This is a genomic window from Haloarcula sebkhae (genome assembly GCF_014647415.1).
Taxonomy (GTDB): domain Archaea; phylum Halobacteriota; class Halobacteria; order Halobacteriales; family Haloarculaceae; genus Haloarcula; species Haloarcula sebkhae.
Genome location: NZ_BMPD01000001.1, coordinates 839,424 through 855,165, shown reverse-complemented (window position 1 = coordinate 855,165; position 15,742 = coordinate 839,424). Strand labels below are relative to the sequence as shown.

16 protein-coding genes and 1 pseudogene are annotated in these 15,742 nt (G+C 61.8%); 10 read left to right on the top strand and 7 right to left on the bottom strand.

Annotated features, from left to right (window positions below):
* Positions 1-3: 3 nt before the first annotated feature.
* Positions 4-294: a hypothetical protein gene (locus tag IEY38_RS04470; protein ID WP_188975662.1), complete on the bottom strand. Its 291-nt coding sequence runs from the start codon at positions 292-294 to the stop codon at positions 4-6.
* Between the two features lie 92 nt (positions 295-386).
* Here IEY38_RS04470 and IEY38_RS04465 point away from each other — a divergent pair, with 92 nt between their 5' ends.
* From IEY38_RS04465 to IEY38_RS04450, 5 genes are all read left to right on the top strand, one after another.
* Positions 387-1,019, top strand: coding sequence for a rhomboid family intramembrane serine protease (locus tag IEY38_RS04465; protein ID WP_188975660.1), 633 nt, complete (start codon positions 387-389; stop codon positions 1,017-1,019).
* A gap of 98 nt (positions 1,020-1,117) precedes the next feature.
* On the top strand, positions 1,118-2,566 hold the full coding sequence (locus IEY38_RS04460) for a lamin tail domain-containing protein (RefSeq protein ID WP_188975658.1): 1,449 nt from the start codon (positions 1,118-1,120) through the stop codon (positions 2,564-2,566).
* A complete protein-coding gene (locus IEY38_RS04455) occupies positions 2,566-2,847 on the top strand; it encodes a DUF3006 domain-containing protein (RefSeq protein WP_188975656.1) in 282 nt (93 codons plus the stop codon). Before IEY38_RS04460 ends, IEY38_RS04455 begins: the two co-directional genes overlap by 1 nt.
* A 60-nt stretch (positions 2,848-2,907) precedes the next feature.
* Positions 2,908-3,075 carry a DUF7837 family putative zinc-binding protein gene (locus IEY38_RS21220; RefSeq protein WP_229775220.1) on the top strand — a complete coding sequence of 56 codons (168 nt, stop codon included), beginning with the start codon at positions 2,908-2,910 and terminating at the stop codon, positions 3,073-3,075.
* A gap of 149 nt (positions 3,076-3,224) precedes the next feature.
* Complete coding sequence (locus IEY38_RS04450; RefSeq protein WP_229775219.1) at positions 3,225-3,530, top strand: hypothetical protein; 306 nt, start codon at positions 3,225-3,227, stop codon at positions 3,528-3,530.
* Positions 3,531-3,630: 100 nt separating this feature from the next.
* Here the strand turns inward: IEY38_RS04450 and IEY38_RS04445 are convergent, their stop codons facing one another.
* Positions 3,631-4,368: a ribonuclease H-like domain-containing protein gene (locus IEY38_RS04445; protein ID WP_188975652.1), complete on the bottom strand. Its 738-nt coding sequence runs from the start codon at positions 4,366-4,368 to the stop codon at positions 3,631-3,633.
* A gap of 386 nt (positions 4,369-4,754) precedes the next feature.
* Between IEY38_RS04445 and IEY38_RS04440 the strand changes: the two genes are divergently transcribed.
* Positions 4,755-5,129 (top strand): universal stress protein, encoded by a 375-nt coding sequence (locus IEY38_RS04440; protein ID WP_188975650.1) that lies wholly within the window; start codon positions 4,755-4,757, stop codon positions 5,127-5,129.
* Here the strand turns inward: IEY38_RS04440 and IEY38_RS04435 are convergent.
* From IEY38_RS04435 to IEY38_RS04425, 3 genes are read right to left on the bottom strand one after another with little or no spacing between them, the layout of a single operon-like run.
* Complete coding sequence (locus tag IEY38_RS04435; RefSeq protein WP_188975647.1) at positions 5,126-5,854, bottom strand: ParA family protein; 729 nt, start codon at positions 5,852-5,854, stop codon at positions 5,126-5,128. The two genes, IEY38_RS04440 and IEY38_RS04435, sit on opposite strands and share 4 nt — an antisense overlap.
* A gap of 42 nt (positions 5,855-5,896) precedes the next feature.
* Entirely contained in the window at positions 5,897-6,325 is a 429-nt protein-coding gene (locus IEY38_RS04430) for an HIT family protein (RefSeq protein WP_188975645.1), read from the bottom strand.
* 34 nt (positions 6,326-6,359) lie between these two features.
* The gene (locus IEY38_RS04425; protein ID WP_188975643.1) at positions 6,360-6,983 is read right to left on the bottom strand and encodes a uracil-DNA glycosylase; all 624 of its coding nucleotides are present in this window, start codon (positions 6,981-6,983) and stop codon (positions 6,360-6,362) included.
* A 102-nt stretch (positions 6,984-7,085) separates the two neighbouring features.
* On the opposite strand from IEY38_RS04425, the gene IEY38_RS04420 reads away from it, so the two are divergent.
* The 4 genes from IEY38_RS04420 to IEY38_RS04405 all read left to right on the top strand — a co-directional run bounded on the left by IEY38_RS04420 (position 7,086) and on the right by IEY38_RS04405 (position 12,505).
* Entirely contained in the window at positions 7,086-7,277 is a 192-nt protein-coding gene (locus IEY38_RS04420) for a hypothetical protein (protein ID WP_049944667.1), read from the top strand.
* A 52-nt stretch (positions 7,278-7,329) separates the two neighbouring features.
* Positions 7,330-10,533 (top strand): isoleucine--tRNA ligase, encoded by a 3,204-nt coding sequence (ileS, locus tag IEY38_RS04415; RefSeq protein WP_188975641.1) that lies wholly within the window; start codon positions 7,330-7,332, stop codon positions 10,531-10,533.
* Between the two features lie 86 nt (positions 10,534-10,619).
* Positions 10,620-10,871 (top strand): DUF5915 domain-containing protein, encoded by a 252-nt coding sequence (locus IEY38_RS04410; protein ID WP_188975639.1) that lies wholly within the window; start codon positions 10,620-10,622, stop codon positions 10,869-10,871.
* A 230-nt stretch (positions 10,872-11,101) separates the two neighbouring features.
* Positions 11,102-12,505, top strand: coding sequence for a methyl-accepting chemotaxis protein (locus IEY38_RS04405; RefSeq protein WP_268238739.1), 1,404 nt, complete (start codon positions 11,102-11,104; stop codon positions 12,503-12,505).
* A gap of 122 nt (positions 12,506-12,627) precedes the next feature.
* Here the strand turns inward: IEY38_RS04405 and IEY38_RS04400 are convergent, their stop codons facing one another.
* The gene (locus IEY38_RS04400; protein WP_188975635.1) at positions 12,628-14,037 is read right to left on the bottom strand and encodes an SLC13 family permease; all 1,410 of its coding nucleotides are present in this window, start codon (positions 14,035-14,037) and stop codon (positions 12,628-12,630) included.
* A 134-nt stretch (positions 14,038-14,171) separates the two neighbouring features.
* Positions 14,172-15,671 (bottom strand): annotated as a pseudogene (locus tag IEY38_RS04395) (aldehyde dehydrogenase family protein).
* Between the last annotated feature and the right edge of the window lie 71 nt (positions 15,672-15,742).

Sequence of the window (15,742 nt, the reverse complement as noted above, 5' to 3'; positions counted from 1 at the left end):
CGATCAGGTCCCGATGTCCGGGTCGGCGGCGAGTTCGCCGAACCCGTCGATACGGAACGCTCGGGAGTCGGTGCAGTCCTCGTTCTCGGCGGCGAGTTCGCCGACGATCCAGTTGAACCGGCGCTGAAATCCATCGTAGGGCGCGGCCGCGAGCAGGTCAGTGACGCGGTCGCTCGTCAGGTCCTCATCGTACTCCTCGGCAAAGTCGGCGATGTTCTCGGCGGCTGCCTGTGCGATTTCGTCGTCGGTCTCGTCGGCGAACGCCGCAGTGAGGGCGTCGGTCAGTTCGGACATATGCGACGTAACGCCACGCTGCCACGTATGCGTTCTGCAACGGTTCGGGGTGTCCGAGCGTTTCTTGTATCGAGGGCGACAATATCGGCACGATGAAGCCGCTGCGACAAAGCCCGACCGTGGTCACGCTGGCCGTCATCGTTGCTGTGTTCCTCGCACAGCAGGCCGTCGGCGTGGTGACTGCCCCGCGGAGCCTGTTCGCCCTCTCCCCGCCGCTGTTCAGTCGCCCCTGGACGCTCGTCACCAGTGTGTACGCACACGCCGGCCTGTCGCATCTTCTTGCAAATGCTGTCGGATTGGCGCTCGCCGGTGTCGTCCTCGAACGCCAGACCTCGCCGCTCCGGTTCCACGCCTTCTTCGTTTCGACCGGCGCACTCGCCGGGGTTTCGCAGGTCTCGATAGCCAGTCTCGTCGGCCCGTTCGTTCCCGGAATGGTCAGCCACGTTTCCGTCCTCGGGGCCAGCGGCGCGGTGTTTGGCCTCTTTGGCTATCTGCTCGCCGCCAATCGCCTGACTGACACCGTCATCGGGGGTTTCGAACTCGCGCCGCGCGTCCAGTTAGCGCTGGCCGGCGTCGTCGCCGCCGCGATCACGTTCGCCACTGCCAACCCCGGTGTCGCGCTTATCGCACACTTCACCGGCCTCTTGCTCGGGTTCCTTGCCGGCCGCGTCCACCTGCTGCGGCCGACGGACACGCCGCAGTCACCCGAGATCGCGAACTACTGAACAGCGTACGGTCGTTCGGAGATAGCGACAACACGCCCTGTCCCGTGGTACGTAGTTGGTAGGTGATACCAAATAACTCGGCCACGTACATAGACGGAATGGTACAGAGTCGCGGGGTTGCCTCCCTGATCGTCGCAGTACTGCTGGTGCTTGCTGGCTGTGGCGGGTTCGTGGCCAACGGGGTGGACGGTAGCACGAACTCGCCGACTGCGACCGAGACGGCGACGCCGGATGCCTCCTTGCCGGCCGCGGCGAACGGGACGCTAGAGGTCCACTTCATCAACGTCGGCCAGTCGGTGGCGACCCTGCTGGTCAGCCCCGACAACGAAACGATGCTCATCGACTCCGGGGACTTCACCGACGACGGCGAGTACGTCCTGCAGTATCTCGACCGACAGGGCATCGACCGCATCGACCACTTCGTCGTCTCGCACAACGATGCCGACCACATCGGCGGTAACGCGGCCGTCATCAGGCACTACGAGACCGAGAAAAACGGCGTCGGCGTGGTGTACGACCCCGGTATCGCCGCGAGCACGCAGACCTACGAGCGGTACCTCGACGCCGTCGAAGCCCACAACGTGACGCTGTACGAGACGCGCGAGGGCGACCGGATCAGGTTCTCCGGCGTCGAGACGACGGTACTCGGCCCGCCGAACCCCTATCTCGAAAACGGAGCCCGAAACGAGAACAGCATCGTCATCCGGATCGAGCACGGCAAGACGAGCTTCCTCTTTACCGGCGATGCGGAGGACGACCAGGAGGCGTATCTCGTCGATACCTACGGAGCGACACTCGGGTCCACTGTATTAAAAGCCGGTCACCACGGCAGCGCGTCAAGCACTGACGGGCCGCTGCTGGACGCCGCCAGCCCCCGGACGGTCGTGGTATCGAGCGCCTACGACTCGCAGTACGGACACCCGGACAACGAGACCCTCCAGCGGCTTTCGGCGCGCTCGGTTCCGACGTACTGGACCGCCACCCACGGGGATACCGTCCTGACCAGCAACGGGACCGCCGTGACCGTCAGCACGCAGCGGGCAGCGCCGACGGACCCGCTGTCACTGCGATCCGGGGACCCGATTTCGCCGGGTACGACCGAACCGGTTACCCAGCGAGCGACCTACCTGCCCCGCTCGTCCCCACGGACTGATACGCCGGCCGCGACCGACACGCCAGCCGTGACCGACGGTGGAACGCCTACTGAGAACACGAGTGGCGACCTGATCATCGACCGGGTCCACGCCGATGCGGCGGGCGACGACCGGGACAACCTCAACGACGAGTACGTCGTGTTCCGGAACGCTGGCGCGGAGCCGCTTGACATGGGCGGCTGGACGGTCAGTGACGAAGCCGACCACACCTACATCGTCCCCGACGGATTCACGCTCGGCCCGGACGAGACCGTGACCCTCCACACCGGCAGCGGTACCGACACGGACACCGATCTTTACTGGGGGTCGGAGCGTCCGATATGGAACAATGGCGGCGACACTGTGACTGTGACCGACGCCGACAACGAGACCGTACTGGAACGGAGTTACTGATGCTACCTGACGGAACCTACACCGCCATTGTCGACCGAATCGAGAACGGCATCGCCACGCTGGAAGTAGACACCGAGGATGGACTGTCCGCTCTCGACATTGAGGCGACCGCACTGCCGGCCGATGCGCGGACGGCCGACGTGGTTCTGGAGATCACCGTTGCGGACTCGGCGCTCGCGGATGTAAGCCCTGAACCGGAGGAAACCGCCGACCGGGCGAGCGAGGCCCAGCGTCGGTTTGACCGGTTATCGAAGCGGCCGCCGCAGGACGACGACACCTAAGACTGCCGTACACTCCGTAGGTGGCTGGTAACAATATGTCCTGAGTGCGTAGCTCTGTGTATGTGGAACAGTGACATAGAAACGGCAGACCCACCACTGGGGAGGTGTCCGGCCTGTGACGTGACGATTCCCGCGGCGAATCTCGTCATCGCGTACGACACGGCCGGCGACTGGCCGCGGATGCTCGCCACGTGTCCGGATTGTGAGGGCGCCGTGAATCCAGTGTAATTCCTTTCCGAACAGACATGACTGCCATACGAGTGGTGAATACACATAGACACGCTGGCGCAGTCACCTATCTGTGTAGTGACCACGGATTAGGTGCGGTATACTGTTGATTCAACCAATGATACCGAGGCCAGACAGGGGGAGTGACGGTGGGGTCATCGAGCGGCGATAGCCCTCCGCTTCCGCACCAGAGCGACGCTGACAGACTGCGACCGACGGACCGCAGTCCATATCTCGATACGCTCGCGTTTGCGGTTCGCGGGGCTTGGACTGTGACGCTCACCAGTGTCCGACCGTTTGCGTTCTGGGCAGCGGTCATGTTGCCGCTGCTGTATCTCCCCTTGCTCTACGGCGTTGGAACAGGGCAGGATACGGCGCTGTTCCTCGAACTTGTCGCTTGGCATATGGCTTCTATCGTCCTCGGACACGGGCACACGCCATTCTGGAGTCGATAACTCGACACGCTCGGCCTCATTAGGGCGCTACGGAACACTGTCACACTTTCCCACTCCACTCGAAACAAAGGGGGTGTAGTGACGGCTCTCGTCCCTGAAATCAACCAACAAAAATCCGCTCATCAAGCCGCTCGGTAGCGGTCTCGGCCAGCGTCTTGAGGTTCACTGTGTCCTCTCGGTTGTACGACACCAGCGTTTCGAGTGCACCGTCTCGGCCCTGTTCGTGTTCCCGCCAGAGCCGTACCGCGTCCCGACCGGAAATATCCGGTCGGTCCCGCTCGATACCGATGTCCTGTTCGACCTGTTTGAGCCCGCCGGAGAGTCCGATCTTCTTGCAGGTGTACATCAGGTCCAGATGCGGGCGGTCGAGGTCGACGTCGAAGTTCGCTTCGAGGAAGGGCACGTCGAAGCGCTTGCCGTTGAACGTCACCAGCAGATCCGCGCCGTCGAAGGCGGCCCGGAGGTTCTCGGCGGTCAGGTCGTCGCCGGCGATGAGCGTCTGTGTGTCGCCGCCCTGATGGAGACTCACTGTTGTCACCTGATTGCGGTCCTGGTCGAGTCCGGTCGTCTCGATGTCGAAGAAACAGGCCCGCTCGCGGAAGGTCTCGTACAACCGCCAGCGCTCGCTGCTGGGAAACGCATGGTCGAAGTAGGTAACGTCGGTCTCGGCGATCCGGTCCCGACCCTCGTCGATGAACTGCTGGATCCGGTCGCCGCGCTGGCCGCCGACGACGGACGGTTCGAATTCGTCCCAGTGAGTGACGCCCTGCTCCCAGATGGACTGCTCGGTCTTCTCCCCGACGCCGTCGGTACCGATGAAACTGTTCTCGACGCGCACGCTCTCGGGTACAGGTTGGGCTGTATGTAAGCCCGTCGGTGCGCGTGACAGACGACCGGAACGTCATGTCTCACCCGGCCTAATGTCCACACATCGGAAGGATGCTGTCGTACACTGATTGACTTTCCACGGAGACGACGACTGTGCTATCGCAGCTATCACACACTGATCGGGGCCGGTCGAACGTCCGTTCACAGAACGGACAGACGAACCGTACCGGGTCCGGGGTTTCGGATAGGGTCATGGCTTCGCAAGGAGTCCCGTATATGAGTAGCCACTCACTATGTGTATGCTACGCCCGCGATTCTGTTGCTACCTGTATAGTTGTCGTTGGTGTGTTGCTGACGAACGAAAGCCCGAAGCCGAGCGACGCCACAGAGTCGTCCATGACGACGTTTCTGCTCGCCACAAGCTCGGTTCACGTCACCGCGGCCGCCGCTGACTACCTCCAGCACCGGCTCGACCCGGCAGGTGACGACGACATCGTCGTGGTCGCGGTCCGCGACCCCGATGCTCCATCACGTGACGCGGGTGACGCCGTCAACGTCGCCCGCTCGCGGCTCGCGTCGTTTATGCCCGCAACGGAGACGCGGGAAGGCGAGCCCGTGACGGAAATACTGGCGGCTGTCGACGAGCACGACCCGGACGAACTCCTCATCGGCCCACATCGTGGTTCCGACGACAGCGACGGAATCGGGTCGACGGCCCGAAACCTCCTCGCCCGTGTTGACCGCCCCGTCATCGTCCTCCCGCTTCCCTAACGGGAGAACAGACTGTCGTCCTCGAATGTCAGACCGAGGTCGACATCGAGCAGGTCCTCAGTCATCGCGGCGACGGTCGGGGCGACATCGGTGTCTGAGACCGTTACAAGCGGCCTATGCGCATCTGGTTCGATGTGTGGGACCGTATGTGCTGCATCCTCGACGGATTCGTCGGTATCGCGGTGGACGCGGGTCGCAATGACGGCTGATGCCGGCGCCCCGATGTCACGGAGGCGGCCCTGTTGTCGCGGGAGCAGGTCGCTGCCGCGCTGGCTAGCCGGGAGCACAAGCGCCCGCCGTTGTGCGGTCGTGGCAGCGGCGACGGCCTGATTCGACGCAATTGGTGGCACATCGAGCAGGACGTGGTCGAACCGGCCGGCTAGCTCCTCGAGAGCCTGTTCGAGCCTCTGTGCGCTCTCGGCTGACTTCGCGCGAGCGAGGCGCTCGAACGGCGCGTGGGCTGGACAGAGCGCGACCCGCCCGTCGGCGTCGATATCCCACTTGAATAGCGCGTCGTCGACCGGTACGTCGCCGACGGCCACCGCAGTCACGTCGGCGTCGAGTCGCCCGTCGACGTACGTTGCCAGCCCCTGCGTGCCGAAGGCCGCGTCGACGACGGCGACGGACCGCCCGCCCCGGGCCAGCGTCGCCGCCGTCTCGACTGTCAATCGTGTCGTTCCAGCCCCACCGGTACACCCCACGAACGCGAGCGTCGAAACCCCCATGCGTCGCTGTTGGCGTATCTTTCGATAAAAGGATACGGAATGTTACGCCTGTTCGGCCACGATATCCGACTCGATGGCGTCCAGTTCGTCGTCAGAGAGGTCGGGACGGTCGGTGACAAGCGCGTGAATCGGGCGGCCGCCGTCGTCCTCGAAGCGCGGGACGATGTGGCCGTGGACGTGGGGGACTTCCTGGCCGGCTTCCTCGCCGTTGTTGAACGCGACCGTGCTGGCGGGGGCGTCGACGGCCGCCTCGACGGCGGGGACGAGTTCGTGTAGGGTCGACATGACCTCCCCCGCTACGTCGGCGGGCGTGTCGTTCAGCCGCTCGTGGTGGGCCTTCGGGATGACCAGCGTATGGCCCGGCGAGAGGGGGTTGGCGTCCAGAAACGCCAGCACGGTGTCGTCCTCGTAGACGGTGCGGCCGGGGATGTCGCCGGCGACGATCTGACAGAAAATGCAGTTCTCGCTCATAGTCGTCCCTGCGTCCGGCGGTCACAAGAAGGTTCTAGGTGTCGCTGATACCGGCGACCGCGTCTGTGATAGCGTCGACGTACCCCTCGTGGTCGTAGTCCAGCCGTGAGAGCCAGACCTCCTGATACGACGGGTGGAGGAGCGGAACCACGGGAACGCCGAGCGCGTCGCTCCGACGGGGGTCGAGCACGCTATTGAGGAAACCGTCGAGGGTTGCATCGTCCAGCGCCAGTACGGTCTTCGTCGCGTGTTTCCCGGTCGTCACGACCGCTGTCGGCTCGACCGCCTCGACTTCTCTGACGAGGTATGGCCGGCAGTTCGCTAGTTCCGCATCGGTCGGGTCGCGGTTCCCCGGCGGGTGGCACTTCACGGCGTTGGTGTAGTAGCAGTCGTCGTGACCGAACCCGGCGTCGGCGAGCACTCCCCGGATTTTCCGGCCGGAGTGCCGCGAGGTGTAGGCCATGCCGGTCAGGTTGCCGCCCCGCCACTTCTCGGCCTCGGGGTCGCCCTCGGCTGGGGCCTCGCCGACCACCACGAGGTCGGCGTCCAGCGGACCGTTGCCCCACGAGATACAGGCCCGACTGTCGGCGAGTTCGGGGCAGCGGCGACAGTCCTCTGTGAGGGTGTTTCGCTCCGCTCCGTCCGGAAACGTTGGCACATACGATGTGAGGGCTGTGCGTGGCAAATCGGTGGCGGTACCGACGTACTGTATGCTTGCCACCACAAGACGTTTATCGCCGGTGGCCGCTCCAGAATCTGTATGCCCTCCTACGAGTACCGCACTATTGAGGTCGACAGTGATGTCATGATCGCCGGACTCGGCGGCGAGGTCACGCCGCCGGTCGAACAACTGAACGAACTCGGAGCAGAGGGGTGGCATGTCGCCGCTCCGCTCACGGACAAGACCGGCGAGACGGTCAGCTTGCTCCTCCAGCGTGAGCGCGAGCGCTGAACTGCACACATACAACCGATTGTCCTTTATTGGAGGCGGCGAATGTGCCGGTATGGAACGTTTCGCCGCTGTCGACGACCAGTACGACCCCGACGCCGTCGAGGAGGGCGTCTTCGAGTACTGGGACGATGTCGACGCCTACGAGCAGACGAAGGCCCACCGGGCCGACGGCGAGGATTACTTCTTTGTCGATGGACCGCCCTACACCTCCGGCGCGGCCCACATGGGAACGACGTGGAACAAGACCCTGAAGGACTGTTACATCCGCTACCTGCGGATGCAGGGCTACGACGTCACCGACCGGCCGGGCTATGACATGCACGGCCTTCCCATCGAGACGAAAGTCGAGGAGCGTCTGGACTTCGAGAACAAGAAAGACATCGAGCAGTTCGGCGAGGAGAACTTCATCGAGGAGTGCAAAGACTTCGCCGAGGAGCAGTTAGAGGGTCTCCAGTCGGACTTTCAGGACTTCGGCGTCTGGATGGACTGGGACGACCCGTACAAAACGGTTAATCCCGAGTACATGGAGGCCGCCTGGTGGGGCTTCCAGCAGGCTCACGAGCGCGACCTCGTCGAGCAGGGCCAGCGCTCCATCAACCAGTGTCCACGGTGTGAGACCGGCATCGCCAACAACGAGGTCGAGTACCACGATGTCGGCAAGCCGTCGATTTACGTGAAATTCCCTCTGGCGGAGCAAAAGGGTAGTCTGGTTATCTGGACGACGACCCCGTGGACTATCGTCGCCAACACCTTCGTCGCTGCTGACGGCGACCTCGAATACGTGGGCGTCGACGCCGAGAAAGACGGCGACACCGAACGGCTCTATCTCGCCGAGGCCTGCGTCGAGGACGTGCTGAAGGCCGGCCGGTACGACGACTACGAGGTCGTCGAGCAACTGTCCGGCGAGGAGATGGTCGGCTGGGCGTACGACCACCCGCTGGCCGAGGAAGTGCCGGACCACGCACAGGGCGAGGGCTCCGGGCAGGTGTACACCGCCGACTACGTCGAGGCCGACCGCACCGGTCTCGTCCACTCCGCGCCCGGCCACGGTGAGGAGGACTTCGAGCGCGGACAGGAACTCGATCTCGAAATCTTCTGTCCGGTCGGGTCCGACGGCGTCTATACCAACGATGCGGGCAAGTACGCTGGGACGTTCGTCCGCGACGCAAACGACGAGGTCATCGACGACCTCGACGACAAGGACTTCCTGCTGTCCAGCGAGGAAGGCCACACCGTCCGCGAAGGGCAGTGCTGGCGCTGTGACACCGACATCGTTCGCATCGTCACTGACCAGTGGTTCATCACAGTGACCGACATCAAGGATGAACTGCTGGCGAACATCGAGGACAGCGAGTGGTACCCGCAGTGGGCCCGCGACAACCGCTTCCGTGACTTCGTCGAAGACGCGCCGGACTGGAACGTCTCGCGGCAGCGCTACTGGGGCATTCCGATCCCGATTTGGCTCCCCGAGGACTGGTCCGGCAATATGGACGACGCCATCGTCGTCGGCGACCGCGAGGAGCTCGCCGAGCGGGTCGATCAGGACATCGACCCCGAGAGCGTGGATCTCCACAAGGGCACGGTCGACGACCTCACTATCACCGAGGACGGCACGACCTACACCCGCGTCGGCGACGTGTTCGACGTGTGGCTTGACTCCTCCGTTGCGACGTGGGGGACCGTCAACTACCCCGAGCAGACCGAGGACTTCGAGGAGCTGTGGCCTGCCGATCTCATCATGGAAGCCCACGACCAGACTCGCGGGTGGTTCTGGTCCCAGCTGGGTATGAGCACCGCCGCGACCGGCGAAATCCCGTACAAGCAGGTACTGATGCACGGCTACGCCAACATGCCCGACGGCCGCGGGATGTCCAAGTCCAAGGGCGTCCTCATCGACCCTCACGAGGTCATCGAGAAACACGGCCGCGACCCGATGCGGCTGTTCCTGCTGTCGGTGACCGCCCAGGGCGAGGACATGAACTTCTCGTGGGAGGAGACCGCCGAGATGCAGCGCCGACTGAACATCCTCTGGAATGTCGCCCGGTTCCCGCTGCCGTATATGCGGGCCGACGACTTCGACCCCGAGGAAACGACGGTCGAGGACGTCCGCGACGATCTCGAACTCGTCGACGAGTGGGTGCTTTCCAGACTCCAGAGCGTGACCGAGGCGATGACCGACTCGATGGACGACTTCGAGAACGACAAAGCGGTCGACGAACTGCTTGAGTTCGTCGTCGAGGACGTCTCCCGCTTCTACATTCAGGTCGTCCGCGAGCGGATGTGGGAGGAGGAAGACAGCGCCTCGAAGCAGGCCGCCTACGCCACGCTCTACCGCGTGCTTGAATCCGTGGCCGCGCTGTTTGCCCCGTTCACGCCGTTCGTCGCAGAGCAGGTCTACAGCGCGCTCACCGGCGACGCCGGCCACCCGACGGTCCACATGTGCGACTGGCCCGAGGTCGACGCTGACCTGCACGACCCGGCGCTCGAACGCGAGATCGAAGTCGTCCGTGAGGTCGAGGAAGCGGGTTCGAACGCCCGCCAGCAGGCCGAACGCAAGCTCCGCTGGCCCGTCACCCGCGTCGTCGTCGACGTGGACAGCGACGACGTGGCCGACGCCGTTCGCGCTCAGGAAGCAATTATCGCCGACCGACTCAACGCCCGCGCCGTCGAGGTTGTCGGCGCTGACAACGAGTGGGGCGAACTCCAGTACTCCGCCGAGGCCGACATGAGCGAACTCGGTCCGGCCTTCGGCGACGACGCCGGCCGCGTGATGAACGCACTCAACGACGCCCGCGTCGCCGAGCAGTCACTCGATACCCTCGAAGGCACAGTGAGTGACGCACTCGGTGAGGAGATCAACCTCACCGAGGAGATGGTCGAGTTCCGCCGCGAGACGCCCGAGGGCGTCACCGGAACGGAGTTCGCCGCGCTCGACGGCGGCGGCGTCGTCTACGTCGACACGGCGCTCACCGAGGACATCGAGAGTGAGGGGTACGCCCGCGAGGTCATCCGCCGGGTTCAGGAGATGCGCAAGGACCTCGAACTAGACATCGAGGCCCGCATTGTCGTAGACCTCGACATAGATGATGAGGGGGTCTCCGAACTAGTGCGGCGACATGAAGACCTCATCAAAGAGGAGGTGCGTGCTGACGAGTTAGATGGCGTCGAAGATGGCCATCGCAAAACCTGGGAGGTTGAGGGTGTAAAGATGGATATTGCGATTGCACCGGTGGCTGCTGCCGAAGCGTCTGATTAGGACAGCACGCGACCAACGGGAGCGTGCTGCTTTTTCGCCCACGTTTTTCGAGGAGTGGTTCGCGAGTATCGCGAGCGGACCCGACGATGAAAAAGGTGGCAGCCGAGATGCGCAAGGACCTCGAACTGGACATCGAGGAGCGGATTGTCGTGGATCTGGCTATCGACGACGAGCGCGTCGATTCGCTGGTCCGCGAGCACGAGGCCCTGATCAAGGAGGAGGTCCGGGCTGATGAACTCGCCGGCGTCGAGGGCGGCCACCGCAAAACGTGGGACGTCGAAGGTGTAGAGATGGAAATCGCAATTGCGCCCGTGGCGGCTGCTGAGGTGGTGGACTAGCCCCGTCATTGAATGGCATTTTCACGATTTGTAATGTCGTCTCTGCTGTCATACTCAAGACCTATCTCAAAACCAGATCGGGTCAGACCTGTGCCTACTTTTGCTCGTACTGGCCGCTATCGATTAATGATAGTGTAAGCGCTCGCCGTGACGGTGCGTACATTCCAAAAAAATTCGTGTGAAACAGCGAAAAACGTTACCAGAGTGGTCTCAGAATATCGTATATTGAAATGATACGCTGTGATTTATATCACAGCGTACAATACGCCCTGACAGTGCAGCGTAGTACGTCTCACTCTGACGATTACAGGCTCGAGCCGTCTCTCTCTGAAGGCGCAACCGAAAAAGAGCGGTTGCGCGCGGAACGTGACCACTGGAAGCACCTGTTCGACCAGCTTGTTGAACAGTTTCCGGAACCCGCTCTGGCTGTGGATAATGATGGAGTATTGACGCACTGGAACGACGTGCAGGCGGAATTTCACGGTGTTGACTCTGAGACGGCGAAAGGAACAGTCGCACACGAGATTATCGGAACCGAAGACGTGACTGAGACACTTGCCGAGGAAGTCACACGGACTGGTGAGTCGATACGAGAGACCGATATCCGATCCGGAACCCATAACGACGGAACCGATTGGCATGTTCGAGCGACCGCTGTGCCGCTCGTTTCACACTCCGGCGATGTCGTCGGTTCGTTTGAGTACGTTAGCCGTGTGACGGACCTCGTTGAGCAGCGGAAATCGATGCGTGCGGTACAGGAACGGGTGCAGGGCGAACTCGAAACGACAGTCTCGGATCTGGAGTCGGCGGCTGAACAGGTCACAACGAACGCAGAAGAGATCGCAGATATTGCCGACGAAGAGGCTGAACACATAGATGAGGTCGACGAGGAGGTACAGACTCTCAGTGCGACAATTGAAGAGGTAGCATCCAGTGTCGAAACCATCAGTACGCAAGGCAAAGAAACAGAAACGCTTGCCGAGGCCTCGGAGGCTGCAACCGACGAGCTTCTGGAGACACTCAGTACGGTTACCACGGCTGGCGAACAGATGGCAGTGGACGCGAACAGCCTCGAATCCCATGTTGACGAAATCGACTCAGTGGTCGCGAGCATCAACGACTTGGCTGAGCAGACGAACATGCTGGCGCTAAATGCGTCAATAGAGGCCGCTAGAGTCGGGAAGGAGGGTGACGGCTTTGCAGTCGTCGCAGATGAGGTAAAGGCCCTTGCCACGGAAGCACAGGCCGAAGCAGAACGCGTCGATGAGTTAATTGCGGATGTCGCGGAGATTGCGTCGAAAACCGCCAATAGTGTCCAGCGAACGACCGGACACATCGACGACATAGAACAGCAGGCCCGAGACGTCTCTCGGAATCAACAACGCATACAGTCGGCAATCTCCGATGTCGCTAGCCAGTTGAACCAGATCGCCGATGCGACGGATGACCAGGCGGACAGCGCCGAGGAAATCGCTGCGTTACTGGACACGACTGTCGACGGCGTCCAGCAAGTGGCGACTGAGGTCGCAGAGCTCGCGACAGCAAACAAGCGACAGACTGCACAGGTTACACAGATCCGAGAGAGCGTTGCGTCGCTAGAAGAGAACCTCACTGACGTTATTAACGACCGCTGATACTGCCGGACGGCTTTCGAGAATCCCGCCACCACTGGATAACGAATATTTTCTCTCAATTGGAGGCAACAGTCGGAGGAGTCTCTCGGCTACTATCGTAGTGTCCCCATCTCTTGTACCGCTCAAAACAGGAGTGTGAAGACCGCCACCTGTATCGGAACGAGTACCCCAAGCGTTGCGAGCGAGCAGATACTTGCCATCCGTGTGAGCTCCACTGAATCGACCATCCCACTCCCGAGGACGGCGACAAGGACCGCTGACTGGTACGGAAAGAAATAGGTGTTGAGTGCAACGGCTTCCATCATCGCTATGGGAACAAGCGGAAGGCCGGCGTTTCCGGCAAAGGTAACCAGTACCGGTGTCAAGACGCTGGCGACCGCAAGCCCTTCCATGAGTAGCGTGAGTACGAGCGCAGACACAACAACTGCGACGAGTACCAGTGGCAGCGACGGGTCAGACGGGAGCACGGATAGCAATGTGGTGGCTGCAGCGTCCGTGAAACCGGTCTGTCGAAGCCCTTCGGCGATAGCAAAGATCGCTCCAAGGAAAAATATGATAGAGAAATCCGCATCGCCAACGCTCTCTGGCGCGGCAACACCGACCCGTGGCATAAACGCCAACAGCACGACAGCAACCGCACCGAACAGCGGGTGCAAGCCGTGGACGAAGTCCGTTGCCCATATCACGGTTCCGACCACCAGAAAGAGGAGCATGCGCCACTCGCGCGAACTGACCGATAGCTCTTCTGCTACCTCGGGCGTTTCGACGCTGTGACGGCTTGTTGGCCGATACAGAACGTACGCAATGCCGACAACGAGGACCGTTCGCCCGAGGCTCATTACCGGCCCGAGCCACCGTGCCCACTCGCCCCATGCGATAGCGAGGCCACCACCCGACTCCACTAACCCTGTAATGATAATATTCGCCAGCGACCCGGTAAGTATCCCTGACGCCCCGTAGAAGGTGACAAACAGCGGCCCGAGGAAGATGCCGACTTTCACCCGTCGCTCGCTGAAGAGGTCGCCGAGTGACGTGAGGATCGGTGCGAGAATGAGCACGCGGACCAGCGACGACGGAATGAGCACTGCAAGCAGCAAGCTCCCGAGCGAAAGCGTAACAAGCAGGTATCGATACACCGCTACAGCATCCCCGGCGGTCTCTGCCGGGAGCAGATACAGCGCTGTGCGCTCAACGAGGTCGGCGAGGCCGCTCTTTCGTGCGGCCTCTCCGATTAGGATTCCAGCGACGACCAACCACGTCGCCGGCGACTGAAACCCAGTTAGCGCTAACTCCGTAGAAAAGCTAACACCGATGAGTCCGACGCATAGCAATGCAGTAAACCACGGCTTGACAGGCGACCCCACCCATAGCGCGACACAGAACAGCGTAATCGCCAACATCCGGGTCGCGCCAGTTGAGATTGGTGCCACCTGGAAAACGGCTCCGGCGGCTAGTAATCCTGCTGGTACTGCCAGCCATGACGCATCAATATCACTGAAAGACAGCGACGTGCCCCCGTTCAACCCTGACATCGTACGTAGTTATCTCCGAAGTGTATGCAGCTTTTAGCCTGTCGATAGCCCAGTGTCGAATAGTATGGGACAGTGACACGTCGGACCAGTGCCGACATAACCTGGGCTCTCATACAATCCACGCTACCGCGGAGTTAGAAGGGGAATTCGCGTTTCTCGTGTTGCAGTGATATCCACTTCTTCTCGGTGACCTCGGCGAGGAAGTCATCACTGTTGTACCCGCCGACGCCCGACGCGCCAGTGCCGCTGAACGGGACGTGTGCCTCGTCGTTAATCGGCTGGTCGTTAACATGGACCATCCCGGTCTCCATCCGCTGTGCGATGCGCTTACCAGCGCCGACGTCGCCAGCATGCACTGAGCCGGACAGCCCAAGTGGCGTATCGTTCGCAAGCGCAACAGCCTCGTCGACATCTGCGGCGGGAATAATCGGAACAACCGGGCCGAAGTGTTCGTTGCAAGCGGCGGCCATCTCGTTTGTCACGTCTGAAAGCACCGTCGGCGCTACCACTAGTGAGTCACCGACGCCGTCGAGTTCGACAATATCGCCACCTGTTTCGAGCGTAGCGCCGGCTTCGATAGTCTGCTGTATGTACGTCAGTATCTCATCACGCTGTGACTCGTCGATAATTGGCCCAATAACGACATCGTCGTGCGCACTCCCAGCAGGCAGGTTCTCAACGCGGGCAGTCAGCTTCTTGACGTACTCGTCGTAGACACCCGCTTCCACGATATGGCGATTGATCGAGATACAGACCTGACCCTGGTGGGTAAAGGACCCGAACAACCCGGCATCGACCGCTGCATCGACGTCCGCATCGGCTGTCACAATATGTGCGTTGTTGCCGCCCAGTTCCATTGCAGCCTCGGAGAGGTTTTCCCCGGCTGTGGCGGCAACCCGGCGGCCAACCTCGCTCGACCCGGTGAACGCCACGACATCGCTATGTTCGTGACCCGCGACAGCGTCACCGATTTCGGAGCCTCGCCCAGTCACAATATTCAGTACACCATCTGGGAACCCGATTTCCTCGAACAGCCGAGCAAACAGGAGTCCACCAGTGATGGGTGTATTTGTCGCGGGTTTCAGCACAACCGTGTTCCCGGCGGCAATAGCCGGCGCCAGTGCCCGGACAGAGAGATTCAGTGGGAAGTTCCATGGTGAGATTACGGTCACCACGCCCTGTGGCTCACGCTCGATGATGTGCTCTTTGCCGGGAATGTTCGACACGGCGTGTTCGCCTTTCATCCGTCGAGGTACGGTGGCGGCTTCGGCGACCTGGTCCGTCGTCAGGTCCACAGACGTGTGGCCTACCGCCGGTACCTGCCCGGCTTCGGCTGCAAGGAGCGCGACAATCTATTCGCGGTGCTGTTCGATCGCCTGTAGCAGGTTCTGTGTCAGCTTTTCGTGCTGTGCGGGCGGCGTCTGTGCCCATGTGTTCTGGGCGTGTTCGGCGGCGTTATACGCCGCGTTGACATCTGCCTCGTTCCCACGGGGGACCTGTGAAACTATCTCTCTTGTCGACGGATTCTCAACAGTGAGACTGTCGCCCGAATCAGATTCACACCAGCCACCGTCGATATAGAGCTGGTCCCACTCCTCCTCAACGCTGTACTGCGGTCCATTCTCCGGAGCCATATTGGTGTACCACGCTCGGCTGGGAATCAACCTTGTGACGCATTATTAGAATTGGCACTGGTATGTACCCG

Coding starts and splice junctions, on each gene's coding strand:
- IEY38_RS04465 (WP_188975660.1), top strand. CDS start 387: ATGAAGCCGCTGCGACAAAGCCCGACCGTGGTCACGCTGGCCGTCATC.
- ileS (WP_188975641.1), top strand. CDS start 7,330: ATGGAACGTTTCGCCGCTGTCGACGACCAGTACGACCCCGACGCCGTC.
- IEY38_RS04400 (WP_188975635.1), bottom strand. CDS start 14,037: ATGTCAGGGTTGAACGGGGGCACGTCGCTGTCTTTCAGTGATATTGAT.
- IEY38_RS04470 (WP_188975662.1), bottom strand. CDS start 294: ATGTCCGAACTGACCGACGCCCTCACTGCGGCGTTCGCCGACGAGACC.
- IEY38_RS04460 (WP_188975658.1), top strand. CDS start 1,118: ATGGTACAGAGTCGCGGGGTTGCCTCCCTGATCGTCGCAGTACTGCTG.
- IEY38_RS04420 (WP_049944667.1), top strand. CDS start 7,086: ATGCCCTCCTACGAGTACCGCACTATTGAGGTCGACAGTGATGTCATG.
- IEY38_RS21220 (WP_229775220.1), top strand. CDS start 2,908: ATGTGGAACAGTGACATAGAAACGGCAGACCCACCACTGGGGAGGTGT.
- IEY38_RS04410 (WP_188975639.1), top strand. CDS start 10,620: ATGAAAAAGGTGGCAGCCGAGATGCGCAAGGACCTCGAACTGGACATC.
- IEY38_RS04430 (WP_188975645.1), bottom strand. CDS start 6,325: ATGAGCGAGAACTGCATTTTCTGTCAGATCGTCGCCGGCGACATCCCC.
- IEY38_RS04455 (WP_188975656.1), top strand. CDS start 2,566: ATGCTACCTGACGGAACCTACACCGCCATTGTCGACCGAATCGAGAAC.
- IEY38_RS04440 (WP_188975650.1), top strand. CDS start 4,755: ATGACGACGTTTCTGCTCGCCACAAGCTCGGTTCACGTCACCGCGGCC.
- IEY38_RS04405 (WP_268238739.1), top strand. CDS start 11,102: ATGATACGCTGTGATTTATATCACAGCGTACAATACGCCCTGACAGTG.
- IEY38_RS04435 (WP_188975647.1), bottom strand. CDS start 5,854: ATGGGGGTTTCGACGCTCGCGTTCGTGGGGTGTACCGGTGGGGCTGGA.